We start from the raw sequence: 17,551 nt of genomic DNA, 5'->3' as shown, positions 1-17,551 counted from the left end.
ATAACGAGGCGGGTCGGCAAAAATTCGCCTGCCGGTAGTAAAAATCTCCTCACAGCCATGTGGGAGCGGCGCGAGGCCGCGGCCCCGGGTGGAGGAAAGGCGCTGTTGCGCGCCTGCATCTTTCCTCGGGCCTCGGCTCAATTCGTTGCGCGCAGGCAACGCTTTGCTGGACAGTTGCGGGTAAGTTTGGAACATCTGGAACGAAGGGTCCGGGCAGGGGTTTAGACGCCATGACGCGCAATTTCCGTAAGATAGGGCTGGCCTTCGCGCTGGCTACGCTCGCCGCCGGCGCCCAGGCGCAAGGCACTGCCCAGATCGCCGCCCAAGGGGCCATGTCGCCATTGGCAGGGGTCGAACTCTCGGGATTCACCCAAGCTGTCGCCGAAGCCGCCGCCAAGACTCCCGCCCTCGCCGCCTTCTACGCCGCGCGCGATTACCGACCGATCTGGACCGCCGCCGGGGATGCCGATCGCCGCGCCGCCTTCATGCGAGCGCTCGACCTGTCGAGCCTGCAGGGGCTGCCGACCGCGCATTACGATCCCGCGGGCCTGCGTGTCGCCTTCGCCGCCGTCCAGTCCGAGCGCCAGCGCGGTCTGCTCGAAGTGAAGATGAGCCAGATCTTCCTCGATTACGCGCATGACCTGTCGCATGGCGTGCTCGATCCGCACAGCGTGATTTCCGATATCAAGCGCGAACCCAAGCGCGCCGATCCCGAGGCCCGGATCACTGCCTTCGCGGCCTCGACGAACCCCGCGCTGTTCCTGCGCGAACTCGCTCCGCAGATGCCGCAATATGCGCAGCTCGTGAAAGCGCGCCTCGATCTGGAGCATCAGATAGAAGCGGGTGGCTGGGGGCCGACGGTGCCCGGCTCCAAGCTCGAGCCCGGCGACAGCGGGCCGGACGTGATCGCGCTTCGGAACCGGCTGCAGAAGATGGGCTATCTGGGCCGCACCGCCAGCGCGAGTTACGACGCCGATATGCAGAAGGCGGTGCAGGCCTACCAGGCCGATCAGGGGCTCGCGACCGACGGCATCGCCGGGCCGAGCACGCTGGGCGAGTTGAACAAGAGCCCGGAGGCGCGGATGAAATCCATCCTCGTCGCGATGGAACGTCTGCGCTGGATGAACGGCATCGATTTCTCGCAACGCTACGTCTGGGTCAACATCACCGATTTTTCGGTCCGCGTGGTCGATCATGGCAAGACAATTTTCCGCTCGGTCACGGTGGTCGGGCAGAACAGCTCGGATCGCCGCACGCCGGAGTTCTCCGACGAAATGGAGCGGATGGTCATCAACCCGGCATGGCATGTGCCGCGCTCGATCGTGACCAAGGAATATCTGCCGAAGATGCAGCGCAATCCGAACGCGGCGAGCCAGCTTCAGTTGATCGACAGCCAAGGCCGGGTCGTGCCACGCTCGGCGGTGAATTTCGCGGCTTATAATGCGAGCAACTTCCCCTTCGCGATGAAAGAGCCGCCATCGAGCCGCAACGCGCTCGGACTGGTGAAATTCCTGTTCCCGAACCGCTGGAATATCTACCTGCACGACACACCGTCGAAATCGCTCTTCCAGAAAGAGACGCGGGCGTTCAGCCACGGCTGCGTGCGCGTCGGCGACCCCTTCGATCTGGCATATACCCTTCTGAGCGCGCAAAGCGACAATCCCGAGGCGGAGTTCAAGCGCATCCTCAATTCGGGGCGCGAAACTGTGGTGCCGCTGGAAAAGCACGTTCCCGTGCACCTGACCTACTTCACCGCCTGGCCGACCGCGACCGGCCATGTCGAGTATCGCCGCGACGTCTACGGGCGTGACGCGATCCTCTTCGACGCGCTGCAAAAGGCCGGGGTGGAATTGGGTACGCAGGACAGCTAAATCTCTGGCAACGGGGGCGGTACTCCCGCCCCCAAGCGACCATGAGAGGATCGGCCATGTCCCAGACAATCGAGCAAATCGCTAAGGCGCTGGAGGCCCGCGCCGAAGGCGACCTGACGATCGAGGTGACGGGAGCTTCCGAGCCCGCCGCTGCGGGGCCCGACCAGATCGCGCTGGCGATGAGCGAGAAATACGCCGAAGGTCTGCAAGCCGGGAAGGCCCGCGCCGCGCTGGTATGGGAAGGCGCGGATTGGCGCGGCTACGGGCTCGAGGCCGCGGTTTTCGTGACCCGGCCCCGGCTCGCGATGGCGGGGCTGTCGAAAGCCTTCGACCCGGGCCCCTCGATCGCCTCCGGCGTTCACCCCTCCTGCGTGATCGACCCGACCGCCGTGATCGGCGCGGACGCGGCCATCGGTCCGTTCACCATCGTCGGGCCGGACGTGCGGATCGGCCCGGGCGCGCGCATCGTCGGGCAGGTCACGATCGGTGAAGGCGCCCGGATCGGGGCCGAGGCGCTGATCCATGCCGGCGTGCGCATCGGCGCGCAGGTGGTGATCGGCGACCGGTTCGTCTGCCAGCCCGGCGCGGTGATCGGCTCGGACGGGTTTTCCTTCGTCACGCCCGATCCCTCCGGCGTTGAGGAAATCCGCCAAACGCTCGAGCAGCGCGAAGAGATCACCGAGCAGAAATGGACCCGCATCCATTCTCTGGGAACGGTCGAGATCGGCGACGATGTCGAGATCGGCGCCAATACCTGCATCGACCGTGGCACCGTGCGCGCGACGGCCATCGGCTCGGGCAGCAAGCTCGATAACCTCGTCCATATCGGTCACAACGTGCAGGTCGGCGAGGATTGCCTGCTCTGCGGGCAGGTCGGTGTCGCGGGCTCCACCCGGATCGGGCACCGCGTGGTGCTCGCAGGCCAATGCGGCGTGTCGGACAATATCACCGTGGGCGACGACGTGATCGCGGCGGGCGGGACCAATATCTACACCAACGTGCCGAAGGGCCGCACGATCTGGGGCAGCCCGGCGGTGAAGATGGAAACGCAGCTCGAGATCAACAAATCTCTGCGCAGACTGCCGAGATTGTTTGCGCAAATGGCCGAGCTTCGAGAAACTGTTACGAAACTCACGCAAAAAGGCGGCACGGAGTAACGCCAGACATGAGGTCAGACGTGCAAGACCAGGTTTTCTCGATCATCGCCCGCGAAGCCCTTCGTGAGCCCTCCGAGCTTTCGCCCGAAATGACCCTCGACGAGTTGGGGCTCGACAGTCTCGGTCTGGTGGAGGTGATCTTCGCCATCGAAGAGACGTTCGACGTTTCGGTGCCTTTCAACGCCAACGAGCCCGCCGCCTCGCAATTCGACATGTCCTCGATCGGGGCGATCGTCGGCGCGGTGGAGCGTCTCGTCTCGGGTGGCAAACCCTCGACCGCCGTCGCCTGATGCGGCGGGTCGTCATCACGGGCGCGGGCACGATCAACGCGCTTGGAGAGGGCGTTGCGGCAACCAAGACGGCCATGGCGGAGGGGCGCAGCGGTATCGGGCCGCTCTCCTTCGCTGATGTGGAGCGGTTGAGCATTCGCATCGGCGGCCAGATCCACGGCTTCGATGCCACCAGCCGCTTCACCTCGGCGCAGCTCGCGCAATACGATCCTTTCACCCAATACGCGCTGGTCGCGGGGGCGGAGGCGATGGCTCAAGCCGGGCTGGAGCGCGCCCCCGATCCCGCGTCCTGGGGCTGCATCATCGGCACGGCGGGCGGGGGACACACCACCGCGAACAACGCCTATCGCGCTGTTTTTGCCGACCAAAAGAACCGCGTTCACCCGCTGACGGTGCCCAAGCTGATGGGCAATGCCGCGCCTTCACATCTCTCGATCCGCTACGGGCTGCAGGGGCCGAGCTTCGCCGTCGCCACCGCCTGCGCCAGTTCGAACCACGCGATCGGCCTCGCCTTCCAGATGGTGCGTTCCGGCATGGCCGAGGGGATGCTCGCGGGCGGCTCGGAAGCGATGCTCAATTTCGGTGGGCTGAAAGCGTGGGAAGGACTGCGGGTGATGTCGCCCGATGGCTGCCGCCCGTTTTCGGCGGATCGCAACGGCATGGTGCAGGGCGAGGGCGCGGGCGTTTTCGTGATCGAGGCGCTGGAAAGCGCCGAGGCGCGCGGCGCGCGGCCCTTGGCCGAGATTGCGGGCTTCGCGATGAATTCCGATGCGCGTGACGTCGTAATGCCCTCGCGCGAGGGGGCGAGCGCGGCGATCTCAGGCGCGCTGCGCGATGCGGCTATGGCGCCTGAAGAACTCGGCTATATCAACGCCCACGGGACCGGCACGGCGGCCAATGACCGGATCGAGACAGCCGCGATCCGCGCGGCGCTAGGCCCGACGGCCGATCAGGTCGCGGTTTCCTCGACCAAGGCGCTGCACGGCCACTGCATCGGCGGCACCGGGGCGGTGGAGCTGATCGCCTGCCTGATGGCGCTTGGCGACGGGGTGATCGCGCCGACGGCGAATTACACCACACCCGATCCCGACTGCGATCTCGATTACGTGCCCAATACCGCCCGCAAGGCACAGGTCGGCGCGGCGCTGTCCAATGCTTTCGCCTTCGGTGGGCTCAACGCGGTTCTCGCGCTGCGTGCGATATGAAAACGCCGCGCCCGGATCGGGCACGGCGTCTTTGAACTCAAATGGTTATGAGCCGAAGCTCATCCATCCAGCTTACTGCTGAACGCCATTTTCCTTGTTGGTTTTCACAGTTTCCTCGAAGGCCTTGGTGAAGCCCTTGAGCGAGATATCCGCTTTCACCTTCTGCTGCGGGTTGGCCAGCGGCGTGATCGTGATCGTCGCCTTGCTGCCTTTCTTGAGCGAGTCCAGTTCGGCCTTGCTGACGCCGAAGCGGGCGAAGCAGCCCATCATCCGCGGGTCGCAGAAGGAATAGGGGTAGACCATCGGCTTGCCGCCATCGACCTGCATCACGAGGTTCTGCGACAGGAGCGTTTGGATCGGCACCATGATGGTGAGGCCGGCTGCGGCCTGGCTGCCATCGGGCAGGCCGATCACCGAGATGTCGGCCACGTTGCCGCCATTCTGGTCCTTGATCACCTGGTACATCTGGCAGGGATCCTTGCCGTCGGGCGACTTGGCGCATTGCAGCTCCCAGTCTTCGTAGGTCGCCTTGACGTAGGTCTGCGGCTCCTGCGGCTTCTGGGCCTGCTGGTCGGCGCCGGGCATGGTCGGGGCGTCCGCAGCCGCATCGGGCGCGGTCTGGCCGTCGGTCGCCTGATCGGTGTTGGTCGCATCCGCGGCCGGGGCCGTCGTGCCATCGGCGCTTGCGCCTGCGGTCGCATCCGCCGACGGGGTCGTGGAGGTGTCGCTCGACGTGGTGTCTTGTGCCCAAGCCCCGCTTGCAAGGCCGAGGGCCAGAGCGAGGGCGAGCGGTTTCGTCAGTTGAGACATATTACTCTTCTCCTGAAACGTATTGGGCGAAGGCTTAACACGGGTCCGCGGCGCTGTCAGTGATGAATTCGGCAGCCGCGCTCACGGATAGGCGGCATGCTGCCACAGTTTCGTGAGGTGCCGGGACGCGCGCGTCGGGCTGGCTGTGAGCGGGAAATGCCGAGAGGCTCAGAGGGGCGATTCATCCGCGACGGGCGCGGGTGTGACGGGGCGTTTCGGGGCCACGATAGAGGGGCTTTCCAAGCGAAAGGGGCCCGTTCAGGACCCCTTCCTTTTCCCCCTGTCGGACTGGCCGACTTCGTCATTGACGCCACGCTAGGCTGTAATTTTTCACAGGTCAACAGGCAAAGTTGAGGAAGTGTTACGCGCGGTGAGGGGATGAGGCGCGCGGCGCAATCCCTTGGCATGCAAGAAAAAGACCGCGCCGAGGAGGGCGCGGCCAGTCTGACAGGGAGGAAGTGCCCCCGTCTGCGCAAAAGCGTAACCCGAGGGCAGGATCACACTGGCGCAAAGGGGTTAAGATAGTATTGTCTGAGCCGGGATTTGTTTGGCGAGGGCGAAATGACAGGTGTTCTGACCGAAGAGGGCGTGTTCGTTGGTGGCGGCGGCGAAGGCTACGCGACCCCGCAGGAATTGAAGCTCCAATACGGCAACCGTCACGGGCTCGTGGCGGGCGCGACGGGCACCGGAAAGACGGTGACGCTGCAGATCCTCGCCGAGGGATTTTCGCAGGCGGGCGTGCCGGTCTTCATGGCCGATGTGAAGGGCGATCTTTCGGGTATCGCGGCCTCCGGCTCGACCGAGGCCAAGCTGCATGACGCCTTCATGGAGCGCGCGCAGACGATCGGCTTCGATCTGGACTACCGCGCCTATCCGACGGTCTTCTGGGACATGTTCGGCGAGAAGGGCCACCCGGTGCGCACGACCGTCTCCGAGATGGGGCCGCTGCTGCTGAGCCGGCTGCTGGGGTTGTCCGAGGCGCAGGAAGGCGCGCTTAACATCGCCTTCCATATCGCCGACAAGGAGGGGCTGGCGTTGCTCGATCTCGATGATCTGCGCGCGATGCTACGCCATATCGGCGAGCGCGCGGACGAGATCGCGCTGGAATACGGCAATGTCGGCACCGCGACGATCGGGGCGATCCAGCGCGACCTGCTGGTGCTGGAGAACCAGGGCGGCGGGCAATTCTTCGGCGAGCCGGCGCTTGACCTGACCGACCTGATCCGAACCGATGAGAACGGGATGGGCCAGATCAACATCCTTGCTGCCGACAAGCTGATGGGAAATCCGCAGCTCTACGCCACCTTCCTTTTGTGGCTGCTTTCGGAACTGTTCGAGGAACTGCCCGAGGTCGGCAACCCGGACAAGCCGAAGCTCGTGTTCTTCTTCGACGAGGCGCACCTGCTGTTCGACGACGCGCCCAAGGCGCTGGTCGACAAGGTAGAGCAAGTGGCGCGGCTGATCCGCTCGAAGGGGGTGGGCGTGTTCTTCATCACCCAGAACCCCGGTGACGTGCCCGACGGCATTCTCAGCCAACTCGGCAACCGGGTGCAGCATGCGCTGCGGGCCTTCACCGCGAAGGATCAGCGCGACCTGCACCGCGCGGCCGAAAACTACCGCGCCAATCCGAGCTTCGACACCGAGATTGCGATAAAGGAGGTCGGCACCGGCGAGGCTGTCACCTCTTTCCTCGAAAAGAAGGGCGTGCCGGGGATGGTCGAGCGCACGCTGATCCGCCCGCCGCAATCGCGCCTCGGCCCGCTTAGCGATACCGAGCGCGCTGCGGTAATTGCGGAAAGCGGTTTGGGCGACAAGTATGACACGCCGGTGGATCGCGAGTCGGCGCAGGAAATCCTTGCCAAGCGCGCCGAACTGGCCGCGCGCGAGGCGGCGGAGGCGGAAGCGCGCGAGAAGGCCGCCAAGACCGCCGCGGGCCGCTCCGAGCTCGATGCGGGGTTCGAGAATTTCAACAACGCGCGGCGCTACGATCCGACGGCGAAGTCGAAGCCGACGCGCAGATCCTCGAGCCGATCCGATACGATACTCGAGACCTTTGGCAAGAGCCTCGCGCGTCAGCTGGGCACCAAGACGGGCCAGACGATCGTGCGCGGGGTTCTCGGCTCGCTCTTCAAGTCACGCTGAGGTTGACATCGATTTTCGGGCCAGCCGGGCTTCGGCGAGCAGGGCGATCAGCAGTTCGAGATGGCGGGCGACCGAGTAGGTGGCCTCGCCCGCGCGCCGCGCCTGATCGAGCGCCATTTCCTCCGCCATCAATGCGCGCAGCGCCGCGCCGGGGCGCGGCAGCTCGCTCATCCGCATCACCCGCCTGAGGTCGCGTTTGCGGCTGTAATCGCTCAGTCCGAAGCGCGCGGCGCGGATCAGCAGGCGCGGGCGACGCATTCTCGCGACCCCAGCGACGGGATCGGACGCGACGCTAGCGGGTGCCGTGGTTTCGACCAGATACAGTTGAGCGTAAGGGCGGAGAGCGGGCGTGTTTTTCTGGCGAAATGCGGCGGTCATCGGAAACTCCCTTGAGGTGAGATCCCGAGCGTGACGCAGCTTCGCACGGTGTTGCGCAAATTTCGGCGTCAGCGCGCGCCCGGCAAAGCTTTGTTTAGGAAGTTTAAGGAATTCTTGCTGGCGTCCCGTTTGTTAACGAACGGGCAACCAAAGCAACTCACGGTTGTTACCGAACGGACTCGCCGGGCTTTGCCCGGCGTAATCTGGGGGACAGAATGAATTCGATCGCACCGGCCCCGGCGGAACTTCCCGCCTGGCTGCCCAAACATGCTCAACTCTATCTGCGCCATGTCGAAGACGGCATTCCGATCAGGGAGTTGGCACGGGCCGAAGGCTGTGCAGCCTCGACAATCCTGCGCCGCGTGCGCCGGATCGAGGCGCGGCGGGATGATCCGCTGGTCGATGAGGCGCTGGAACGTCTCGGCCGTGCGGCCGGATCGGGCGCTGCCAATCCCTCTATCGCTCCGGGACCGACCGTGCTCCAGAAGGACACGCCCATGACTGCAGCTTTCCGCCCTAGTGAAACTCCCGCCAACGAAGAGCAACTGCGCCGCGAGACGCGCCGCATCCTGCGCCGCCTGTCCGAGCCGGGCGCGCTGTTGATCGTGGGGCGCGAGATGGACAAGGCCGTGGTGCTGCGCGGCACGGTGCGCACGGCGGTGCTGGAGCGAGCGGTGGCGCAGGCCTTCGCACTGAAGGACTAGATCGAGGTGGCCCATGAGGGGCGCGTCACCAGCTACAAGATCACGCATGCGGGGCGCGCAGCGCTGAAGCGTGTGCTCGAAGAAGAGGCCGCCGCGCGCGGGGAGACCGCCGCCAATCCCTTCGCTGCGCAACATGGCGAGTTCGTCCAGGAGACGCGCGCCGACGCCGACGGTCACCAGCGCCGCGTGCGCGCCAATCTCGCCGAGAGCCCGCTCGCAGTGCTGGCGCGGCGGCGCGACGAGCAGGGACGGCCGTTCCTGAGCGCCGATCTGGTCGCCGCAGGCGAGCGGCTCCGCGAGGATTTCGAATTGGCGCAGATGGGCCCGCGGGTCGGGCAGAACTGGGAACGCTTTCTGACCGGCGGTGGCGGGCGCGGGCAGTATCGCCCCGAACTGGCGATGGGCGGCGGCTCCGACACCGCGCGGGAGCGGGTGGCGCTGGCGCTGCGCGATCTGGGGCCGAGTCTGGGCGACATGGCGCTGCGCTGCTGCTGTTTCCTTGAAGGGCTGGAGACGGCGGAGAAGCGGCTGGGCTGGTCGGCGCGGTCGGGCAAGATCGTCCTGCGGATCGCCCTGCAACGCCTCAAGCGGCACTACGACGAGACCTATGGCGGGGCCAGTCCGATGATTGGATGAGCGGTGAGGCCGTGAACGCGCAATGCGCCACCCAATGCTCAAACCTAACGGGTCGCTAAAGTTAAGGTATCACTTCAATTAAGACCCGTAGGTGAATAGAAGATATAAGAAAAGGCGCGAAAAAATTTTGCGCCGTTTTCACTGTTCGCGGGCCAACGTCTTCCTCGCTGCGAGAATTTTAATTGGAGAGTGGCCTCTTCGCATGCGTCCTCCATCAACATTCCCATAAAGAGAAATTGTAAAAATATCCAAGTCTCGATAATTGGAGACTATGAATATAACGCTTCGCCAACTCACCTATCTGCGCGCGCTCGCCCAGGCGCGCTCGTTCTCGCGCGCCGCCGAGCTGGTCCATGTCAGCCAACCCGCGCTCTCGGTCCAAATCCGCGAGCTGGAGGAGCAGGTCGGTCAGCCGCTGGTCGAGCGCCGCCCGCGCGACGTGCGGTTGACGCGGGCGGGTCGGCGGGTGCTGGAGACCGCCGAGCGGGTCGCGGGCGAGTTGCGCGATCTGCAGTCCGAGGCGCGGCGCGGGCTGGGGCAGATCAATCTCGGCGTGATCCCGACCATCGCGCCCTATCTGCTGCCCGCCGCCTTGCCCGGGCTGCGCGCGCAAGGGGCGCTGCGGCTGCGCGAGGCCACGACCGAGACGCTGCTGACCGAGATAGCCGAGGGCCGCCTCGATGCCGCGATCATCGCCACCCCGGCACCGGAACTGTTCGAGGTCCCGCTGTTCGAGGATCGCTTCCTGCTGGCGGGCACGCCGGACCAGCTGACGATGGTGCGCGGCCTCAGCCCGCAGGCGATCGACCCGGATCAGTTGCTGCTTCTGGATGAGGGGCATTGCCTTGCCGATCAGGCGCTCGCGCTGTGCGGGCTGACGCGGGCGGCGCAACGCATCGACCTTGGTGCGTCGTCGCTGAGCACGCTCTGTGCGCTGGCGGGGCAGGCGATGGGGCTGACGCTGGTGCCCGAGATCGCGAGCCTGCAGGAAACGCGCGCCGTCCCGACGCTCGCGCTCAGCCGTTTCGACGAGGAGCCCGCGCGGATGGTCCGGCTGGTTCGGGCCCGCGAGGTCTCCGATGCCGAGGCATGGTTCGATCCGCTGGTGCGCGTGTTGCGAAAGGCGGGCGAGGGGCTGGTCGCGCAGGCGCGCAGACGGTTCTGATACCCGCCGCGCGCCCCGTGGCTTAGAGCGCCGGCCCGAAACCGGGCCGGCAGTTGGTCACGCCGCCGCTTCGGCGTTGGCGTCGACCAGCCAGTTCAAGACGGTCTCGGGCGAGGACACGCCATAGGGATCTTCGCCGTGGTTGTCTTCGAGGCCGGGCTCCTCGAACCAGGCTTCGATCACGCCGTCATTGACGACGGCCGCATAGCGCCACGACCGCAGACCGAAGCCGAGATTGTCCTTGCGTACCAGCATGCCGACGCGGCGGGTGAACTCGCCCGAACCATCGGGGATCACCTGCACGTTCTCGAGGCCCTGCGCCTTGGCCCACTGGTTCATGACGAAGCTGTCATTGACCGACAGGCAATAGATCGCGTCGATGCCCTGTTCGGCGAAATCGTCGAAGCCCTTCTCGAAACCGGGCAGCTGGTAGGTCGAGCAGGTCGGCGTGAAGGCGCCGGGCAGCGCAAACAGCACCACGCGCTTGCCCGCGAAGAAATCCGCGGTGGTCTTGTCCTGCCAGCGGAACGGGTTCGGCCCCTCGATGCTTTCGTCGCGCACGCGGGTGTGGAAGGTGACGTCGGGCAGTTTCGAACCGGGAAGCATAGGGAGGTCTCCTTGATCGGTTGGGAAGGTTGCGTTTTGGAGAGAGGCCTGACTAACGGATGTCGCTTTCGGTCGCAATCGCTGACTTTGCAGATGCAGCATTCGCCGCGCGACCTTCACAAGGGCCGCTGGCGGAGTTCGGCGTTGCGAATGTTCGTCCCCGCTCTGTCCGCTTGCCACGGCCTCGGGCAGATCGCGCAGCCTCGCGCGGTGTGCAATACTGCCTTTGGGCCTGCGCATTTGCATCCTGCACGCAATCGGCTTATGTGACGATCAACCGCACTCCGAAAGGATGGATCATGCGCGATCTCAAGATGCCCGGTGAACGCCACCCCGAAAAGGCGCATCGCGCCGACAATGCTCAGCCCAAGAAACCCGACTGGATCCGCGTGAAAGCGCCGGTCTCGGAAGGCTACAAGAAGACGCGCGACATTCTGAAGACCAACAAGCTGGTCACCGTCTGCGAAGAGGCGGGCTGCCCGAATGTCGGCGAATGCTGGAGCCAGGGCCACGCCACCATGATGATCATGGGCGAAATCTGTACCCGTGGCTGTTCCTTCTGCAACGTGGCCACCGGTCGCCCCGACGCGCTCGACGTGTTCGAGCCGGGCCGCGTCGCCCATGCGGTCGAGACGCTGGGCCTGAACCACGTCGTGATCACCTCGGTCGACCGCGACGATCTGGACGATGGCGGGGCGGAGCATTTCGCCCAGACGATCCGCGCGATCCGTCACCGCTCGCCCGACACCACGATCGAGATCCTGACGCCGGACTTCCTCAAATGCGAGCCCGCCGCGCTGGAGAAGGTTGTCGAGGCGCGCCCCGACGTGTTCAACCACAATCTCGAAACCGTGCCGGGCCTCTATCCCGGCGTGCGCCCCGGCGCGCGCTACTTCCACTCGCTGCGCCTGTTGCAGCGCGTGAAAGAGCTGGACCCGTCGATGTTCACCAAATCGGGCATCATGGTGGGTCTGGGTGAAGATGCGCCGCAGGTCCGTCAGGTGATGGATGACATGCGCTCGGCCGATGTCGATTTCCTGACCATCGGGCAATATCTGCAGCCGACGCCGAAGCACCACGCGGTGATGCGTTTTGTCACGCCGGAAGAGTTCCGCGACTATGAGAAAGCGGCCTACGGCAAGGGCTTCCTGATGGTATCCGCGACGCCGCTGACCCGTTCGAGCTATCACGCGGGCGACGACTTTGCGCGGCTGCGCGAGAACCGGCTGAAGAAGCTCGGCCTGAGCTGAGCGCGCCAGAAGCGATTTGAAAGAACCCGGCCCCGGTGGCCGGGTTTTTCATTTCGCAAGTCGGGTGAGTTTTTCTCCAAGCCGAACAGGTCGCGAAACTGCAGCGCATCGCGCGCGCCCTGTCTTGACGGTCTGCGACCTGCGGGCATCATCCGGGCCAAGTGATCCGGCGCGCCGATTGCCTGCGTAGCCCTGTCAGCCAAGCAAGAGGAGAGTGTCATGCGCCGCCTGTCGATCGCCTTTCTCGCATCAAGCTTCTTCGTGGGGCTGATGCCGGGCCTAGCCCCGGCCTCGATCTTCGGTGGCTGGACCGAGCAGCGGTTCTCGCTGTTTTCCTCGAATGACTGGGAACAATCGCCAAACGGCGTGGAGATGCGCTCGGACGGGGCGGTGTCGTTGATCTGGCGTGCGCTGCCTCAGGCAGATTGGGGCGCGCGCAAGGCCGCGTGGCAATGGTCGGTCAGCCAAAGCGTCCCGCCGACGAAGCTCGACCGAAAGGGCGGCGACGATCGCGACCTCTCGCTCTACTTCGTCTTCATGCCAGAGGCGGTCGCCCGGGCCAATCAGGGGGCGGGCATCCGCAAGCTTCTGGCGGTTAAGGAAGCGCGGGTGCTGATGTATGTCTGGGGTGGCGCGCATGGGCGCGGGGCGCTCTTGCCGTCGCCCTATCTGGGGGCGCGCGGCAAAACGGTGGTGCTGCGCCCGGCGGGCACCGGAGCGCATTCCGAGAGCGTCGATCTGGCGCGCGACTACCAGCGCGCCTTCGGGGGCCAGCCGACGCAGCTCGTGGGGCTGGCGCTGTCAGGGGACAGCGACGACACTGACAGCGCGATCCGTGCCCGAATCTCGGCGCTGAAGCTGAACTGACCGCGCCACACGGCTTCCGGTAATTTCACACAAAAACACTGCCAAGACATGACTTTGTCGGTAACCTGTGGCAGCAAGACCCAAAAGGGGGGCAGGATGGCGCTCAATTTCCGACAGTCCGAAATTCTCGAGATCGCGCGCGACGAGGGCCGTGTGGTGGTCGAAGCCTTGGCCGAACGCTTCAATGTGTCAGTCCAGACGATCCGGCGCGACCTGACGGAGCTCTCCGAAGCGGGGCATCTGGAACGCGTGCATGGCGGGGCGGTGATCCGCACCGGCGTTGTGAATTTCGCCTATGAAGAGCGCCGCCGGATGAACGAGGCGGCGAAGGCGGCGATCGGGCGGGCCTGTGCGCAGGCGATCCCCGATAACAGCTCCATCGTGCTGACGCTGGGCACCACGACCGAGGCGGTGGCGCGAGAGCTTCTGCATCACCGCAACATCACCGTGGTCACGAATAACATCAATGTCGCCAATATCCTGCTGGCCAATGAGAGCTGCGATATCCTCGTCGCGGGCGGCAATCTGCGCCGCTCGGATGGCGGGCTGGTGGGTGACCTGACGGCGGATTTCATGGGCGAATTCAAAGCCGATTTCGCGGTGATCGGGACCTCCGCGCTCGATTCCGACGGCGACATGCTCGATTACGATCTCGCCGAAGTGCGCGTCAGCCGCCGGATCTTGCGGCAGGCGCGGCAGAGCTTTCTGGTGACCGACGCGTCGAAGCTGGAACGCTCCGCGCCGGTGCGGCTCGCCTCGCTCTCCGACATCGACCGGGTTTTCATCGACAAGCCCTTGCCGGATGCGCTCACGGCGCTTTGCGCGCAATGGGACACCGAGATCACCGTGGCGGGGTGAGGCTCAGCGCAGCACGCGCCGCAGCCCCGTCTGCACCCGCGTGAGTTCCGGCAGATAGGTCTCGATCAGCGTCTCCGCCGGATCGGCGCTCGCCGCCATCCCGGTATTGAGCGCGGCCACGACCCGCCCATGGATGTCGTAAAGCGGCACCGCGATGGAGCGCAGCCCAATCTCCACCTCCTGATCGATCACCGCATAGCCGTCACGGCGCACCTGATCGATGCGCGCGAGGATTTCGCCCGGATCGGTGAGGCTATAGGCCGTGCGCGGCGTCAGGTCCGAGGCCTCCACGGCTGCGCGGGCGTCCTCCGGGGGCAGGGCGGCCAGCAACACGCGCCCCATCGAGGTGCAATGCGCCGGAAGGCGCGAGCCCGGCATCAAGCCGATCGACATCACCCGCCGCTGCGCCGCCCGCGCGAGATAGACGATCTCCGTCCCGTCGAGGATCGAGACCGAACAGCTCTGCCCGATCCGATCGGTCAGCTGATCGAGCCAGGGCTGCACGATCTGCGGCAGCGGCAGCGAGGCCAGCGCCCCCATCCCGAGCCGCAGAACCTTCGGCGTCAGCGTGAAGAACTTGCCGTCGTATTCCGCGTAGCCTTCCGCATTCAGCGTCAGCAGACAGCGCCGCGCCGTGGCCCGGTCGAAGCCCGTCGCCTGCGCCACCTCGGCAATCGAGAGCCGCGGCGTCTCGGCCCCGAAACATTCGATGACGCGTAGCCCCTTGGCGAAAGAGGCGATGAAATCGGTCGGTTTGTTCAACATGCGAACAGGTTTTCGCGCGATGCGAACAAATGTCAAGATGCGCACGAAATCCGTGGAAAGCCGTCCCACGCAGGTCTAAATCCAAGCCCTCAGGAGGACCGCAAATGGACAAGAGACTTTCCTCGCTGACCGAGGCCGTGGCCGATATTCAAGACGGCGCCACGGTGATGGTCGGCGGTTTCGGCGGCTCGGGCGCGCCGATCGAACTGATCCACGCCCTGATCGACCGCTATCTGGAGACCGGATCGCCCAAGGGGCTGAGCGTGATCAACAACAACGCAGGCAACGGCCATGTCGGCATCGCCGCGATGATCGAGCAGGGCATGGTCAAGAAGATGATCTGCTCTTTCCCGCGCTCGGCCGATCCGACGGTGTTTACCGAACGCTATCTGGCGGGCGAGATCGAGCTGGAACTGGTGCCTCAAGGCACGCTCGCCGAACGTATCCGCGCAGGCGGCGCGGGCATTCCGGCCTTCTTCACGCCGACCTCCGTGGGCACCGATCTGGCCGAGGGCAAGCCGGTGCAGCAATTCGACGGCCGCGACTACGTGATGGAGCGCTGGCTCAAGGCCGATCACGCGCTGATCAAGGCCGAGCAGGGCGACGCGCTTGGCAACCTGACCTACCGGATGGCCGCGCGGAACTTCTCGCCGCTGATGGCGACGGCGGCGGCAAAGGTCATCGTGCAGGTGAGCAAGGCGGTCGAGCCGGGCGAGATCGACCCGGAAGTCATCGTCACCCCGGGCATCTTCGTGGATGCGATCGTCGAGGTCGCCAATCCCGCCCAGGAAGAAGAGTTGAACCGCGCCGGAGCCCATCACCCATGACCCAGAAACTGAGCAATGCACAGATCGCCTGGCGCGCCGCCCAGGACATCGAGGACGGCGCCTATGTGAACCTCGGGATCGGCTTTCCCGAGATGGTCGCGCGCTTCCAGCCTGAGGGCCGCGAGGCGATCTTTCATACCGAAAACGGCGTGCTGGGCTTCGGTCGCGCGCCCGAGCCCGGTCAGGAAGACTGGGACCTCATCAATGCCGGGAAAAAGGCGATCACGCTGAAGCCCGGCACCGCGTTTTTCCACCATGCCGACAGCTTCGCAATGGTGCGGGGCGGGCATCTCGACGTGGCGATCCTCGGCGCCTATCAGGTGGCCGAAACGGGCGATCTGGCGAACTGGTCGACCGGACCGAAAGGCGTGCCGGCCGTGGGCGGGGCTATGGACCTTGTGCATGGCGCGAAACGCGTGGCTGTCATCACCGACCACGTCACCAAGAAGGGCCAGCCGAAGCTGGTGGAAAGCTGCACCTTCCCGCTGACCGGCGTGGGCTGCGTGACCCGCGTCTATACGTCGCTCGCCGTCGTGGACGTGGTCGATAGCCGCTTCGTCCTGCGTGAAAAGCTCCCCGCGATCTCGATGGAGGAGCTGCAATCCGTCACCGGCGCGACCCTCCATGTCGAGGGCGAGGTGGGTGACCTGATCTGTCCCGAGGAGTTGGCCGATGCGTGACGCTTATATCTGCGACTATATCCGAACCCCGATCGGCCGTTTCGGCGGCGCTCTGGCACCTGTCCGCGCCGACGATCTGGGGGCGATCCCGCTGAAAACTCTGATGGCGCGCAACACGGGCGTCGATTGGGAAGCGGTCGAAGACGTGATCTTCGGCTGCGCCAATCAGGCGGGCGAAGACAACCGCAACGTGGCGCGGATGTCGGCGCTGCTCGCGGGTCTGCCGGTGAACGTGCCGGGGACCACGATCAACCGGCTTTGCGGCTCGGGGATGGATGCGGTCATCACAGCCGCCCGCGCGATCAAGGCGGGCGAGGCCGATCTGATGATCGCGGGCGGTGTCGAGAGCATGTCGCGCGCGCCCTTCGTGATGCCGAAAGCCGAGGCCGCCTTTAGCCGCGCCAATGCGGTCTATGACACGACCATCGGCTGGCGCTTCGTGAACAAGCTGATGAAAGAAGCCCATGGCGTCGACTCGATGCCCGAGACGGCGGAGAACGTGGCCGATGATTTCGGCGTGAGCCGCGAAGATCAGGACGCCTTCGCGGTCCGCTCGCAGGAGGCTGCTGCCAAGGCGATGGAAGCGGGCCGTCTGGCCGAGGAGATTACTCCGGTCACGATCCCGCAGCGCAAGGGCGATCCGCTCGTGGTCGACACTGACGAGCACCCGCGCCCCGGCACGACGCTTGAGGCGCTGGCCAAGCTGCGGCCCATCGTGCGCCCCGACGGCACGGTCACGGCGGGCAATGCGTCCGGCGTGAACGATGGCGCGGCGGCGCTGATCATCGCCTCCGAGGAGGCCGTGCGCAAACATGGGCTGACGCCGCTGGTGAAGATCTCGGGCGGGGCCGCGGCTGGCGTGCCGCCCCGGATCATGGGCTTCGGGCCTGCGCCTGCCAGCAAGAAGCTGATGGCGCGGCTGGGGCTCACTCAGGACGCCTTCGATGTTATCGAGCTGAACGAAGCCTTTGCCAGCCAAGGTCTGGCCACGCTGCGCGATCTGGGTATTGCGGATGACGATGCGCGCGTGAACCCCAATGGCGGGGCGATCGCTCTGGGGCATCCTCTGGGCATGTCGGGCGCGCGGATCACCGGCACGGCGGCGCTGGAACTGGTGCGCCGCAAGGGCCAACGGGCGCTGGCCACGATGTGCATCGGCGTGGGTCAGGGCATCGCCGTGGCGCTGGAGGCGGTGTAACCGAGACTGCGCCCGCTACGTGCCGAAGGCGCAGGGCGTGCGCCAGTCCGTCCCGGCGGGCTGGCGCATCTGCCATTCGCGCGCCGCTCGGCGAATGGAGGGGCGTGGCGGGGATTGACCGCCCAGCCCGAGGGTCGCGTGC

General features: G+C 65.6%; 16 protein-coding genes and 1 pseudogene. 13 read left to right on the top strand and 4 right to left on the bottom strand.

The window, feature by feature from the left end:
- Window positions 1-230 precede the first annotated feature (230 nt).
- Genes DEM26_RS11105 through DEM26_RS11090 form a run of 4 tightly spaced genes read left to right on the top strand, consistent with a single transcriptional unit; the run spans window position 231 to window position 4,523 of the window.
- Window positions 231-1,871 carry a L,D-transpeptidase family protein gene (locus DEM26_RS11105; protein WP_088718819.1) on the top strand — a complete coding sequence of 547 codons (1,641 nt, stop codon included), beginning with the start codon at window positions 231-233 and terminating at the stop codon, window positions 1,869-1,871.
- Between the two features lie 56 nt (window positions 1,872-1,927).
- Complete coding sequence (locus DEM26_RS11100; RefSeq protein ID WP_088718818.1) at window positions 1,928-3,028, top strand: UDP-3-O-(3-hydroxymyristoyl)glucosamine N-acyltransferase; 1,101 nt, start codon at window positions 1,928-1,930, stop codon at window positions 3,026-3,028.
- Window positions 3,029-3,036: 8 nt separating this feature from the next.
- Window positions 3,037-3,318 (top strand): acyl carrier protein, encoded by a 282-nt coding sequence (locus DEM26_RS11095; protein WP_088735664.1) that lies wholly within the window; start codon window positions 3,037-3,039, stop codon window positions 3,316-3,318.
- Window positions 3,318-4,523: a beta-ketoacyl-[acyl-carrier-protein] synthase family protein gene (locus tag DEM26_RS11090; RefSeq protein ID WP_109172418.1), complete on the top strand. Its 1,206-nt coding sequence runs from the start codon at window positions 3,318-3,320 to the stop codon at window positions 4,521-4,523. Before DEM26_RS11095 ends, DEM26_RS11090 begins: the two co-directional genes overlap by 1 nt.
- Before the next feature lie 72 nt (window positions 4,524-4,595).
- Here the strand turns inward: DEM26_RS11090 and DEM26_RS11085 are convergent, their stop codons facing one another.
- On the bottom strand, window positions 4,596-5,333 hold the full coding sequence (locus tag DEM26_RS11085) for an invasion associated locus B family protein (RefSeq protein WP_075774625.1): 738 nt from the start codon (window positions 5,331-5,333) through the stop codon (window positions 4,596-4,598).
- A gap of 561 nt (window positions 5,334-5,894) precedes the next feature.
- On the opposite strand from DEM26_RS11085, the gene DEM26_RS11080 reads away from it, so the two are divergent.
- Window positions 5,895-7,475: a helicase HerA-like domain-containing protein gene (locus DEM26_RS11080; RefSeq protein WP_199224665.1), complete on the top strand. Its 1,581-nt coding sequence runs from the start codon at window positions 5,895-5,897 to the stop codon at window positions 7,473-7,475.
- Here the strand turns inward: DEM26_RS11080 and DEM26_RS11075 are convergent.
- Complete coding sequence (locus tag DEM26_RS11075; protein ID WP_369907799.1) at window positions 7,467-7,853, bottom strand: DUF6477 family protein; 387 nt, start codon at window positions 7,851-7,853, stop codon at window positions 7,467-7,469. The genes DEM26_RS11080 and DEM26_RS11075 overlap by 9 nt on opposite strands.
- A 215-nt stretch (window positions 7,854-8,068) precedes the next feature.
- On the opposite strand from DEM26_RS11075, the pseudogene DEM26_RS11070 reads away from it, so the two are divergent.
- Both DEM26_RS11070 and DEM26_RS11065 read left to right on the top strand, forming a co-directional pair.
- Window positions 8,069-9,193, top strand: a pseudogene (locus tag DEM26_RS11070) (DUF6456 domain-containing protein).
- A gap of 271 nt (window positions 9,194-9,464) precedes the next feature.
- The gene (locus tag DEM26_RS11065) at window positions 9,465-10,358 is read left to right on the top strand and encodes a hydrogen peroxide-inducible genes activator (protein ID WP_075774748.1); all 894 of its coding nucleotides are present in this window, start codon (window positions 9,465-9,467) and stop codon (window positions 10,356-10,358) included.
- A 57-nt stretch (window positions 10,359-10,415) separates the two neighbouring features.
- Here the strand turns inward: DEM26_RS11065 and DEM26_RS11060 are convergent, their stop codons facing one another.
- A complete protein-coding gene (locus DEM26_RS11060) occupies window positions 10,416-10,964 on the bottom strand; it encodes a peroxiredoxin (RefSeq protein WP_075774627.1) in 549 nt (182 codons plus the stop codon).
- Between the two features lie 299 nt (window positions 10,965-11,263).
- Between DEM26_RS11060 and lipA the strand changes: the two genes are divergently transcribed.
- From lipA to DEM26_RS11045, 3 genes are all read left to right on the top strand, one after another.
- Entirely contained in the window at window positions 11,264-12,214 is a 951-nt protein-coding gene (gene lipA / locus DEM26_RS11055) for a lipoyl synthase (protein WP_109172416.1), read from the top strand.
- A 219-nt stretch (window positions 12,215-12,433) separates the two neighbouring features.
- Entirely contained in the window at window positions 12,434-13,081 is a 648-nt protein-coding gene (locus DEM26_RS11050; protein WP_109172415.1) for a DUF3047 domain-containing protein, read from the top strand.
- 96 nt (window positions 13,082-13,177) lie between these two features.
- Window positions 13,178-13,939, top strand: a complete 762-nt coding sequence (locus DEM26_RS11045) for a DeoR/GlpR family DNA-binding transcription regulator (protein WP_088718813.1) — start codon at window positions 13,178-13,180, stop codon at window positions 13,937-13,939.
- 3 nt (window positions 13,940-13,942) lie between these two features.
- Here DEM26_RS11045 and DEM26_RS11040 read toward each other — a convergent pair whose 3' ends face one another.
- Complete coding sequence (locus tag DEM26_RS11040) at window positions 13,943-14,704, bottom strand: IclR family transcriptional regulator domain-containing protein (protein ID WP_088718812.1); 762 nt, start codon at window positions 14,702-14,704, stop codon at window positions 13,943-13,945.
- Between the two features lie 104 nt (window positions 14,705-14,808).
- Between DEM26_RS11040 and DEM26_RS11035 the strand changes: the two genes are divergently transcribed.
- Genes DEM26_RS11035 through pcaF form a run of 3 tightly spaced genes read left to right on the top strand, consistent with a single transcriptional unit; the run spans window position 14,809 to window position 17,409 of the window.
- Entirely contained in the window at window positions 14,809-15,531 is a 723-nt protein-coding gene (locus tag DEM26_RS11035) for a 3-oxoacid CoA-transferase subunit A (protein ID WP_109172414.1), read from the top strand.
- Window positions 15,528-16,211, top strand: a complete 684-nt coding sequence (locus DEM26_RS11030) for a CoA transferase subunit B (protein WP_088718810.1) — start codon at window positions 15,528-15,530, stop codon at window positions 16,209-16,211. The genes DEM26_RS11035 and DEM26_RS11030 overlap by 4 nt, the downstream gene beginning before the upstream one ends.
- The gene (gene pcaF / locus DEM26_RS11025) at window positions 16,204-17,409 is read left to right on the top strand and encodes a 3-oxoadipyl-CoA thiolase (protein WP_109172413.1); all 1,206 of its coding nucleotides are present in this window, start codon (window positions 16,204-16,206) and stop codon (window positions 17,407-17,409) included. Before DEM26_RS11030 ends, pcaF begins: the two co-directional genes overlap by 8 nt.
- The last annotated feature ends 142 nt before the right edge of the window (window positions 17,410-17,551 follow it).

This window comes from Thioclava sp. NG1, assembly GCF_003122275.1.
Lineage (GTDB): Bacteria > Pseudomonadota > Alphaproteobacteria > Rhodobacterales > Rhodobacteraceae > Thioclava > Thioclava nitratireducens.
Note: the sequence above shows the minus strand (reverse complement) of the source record. Positions and strands in the feature narration are given on the sequence as shown.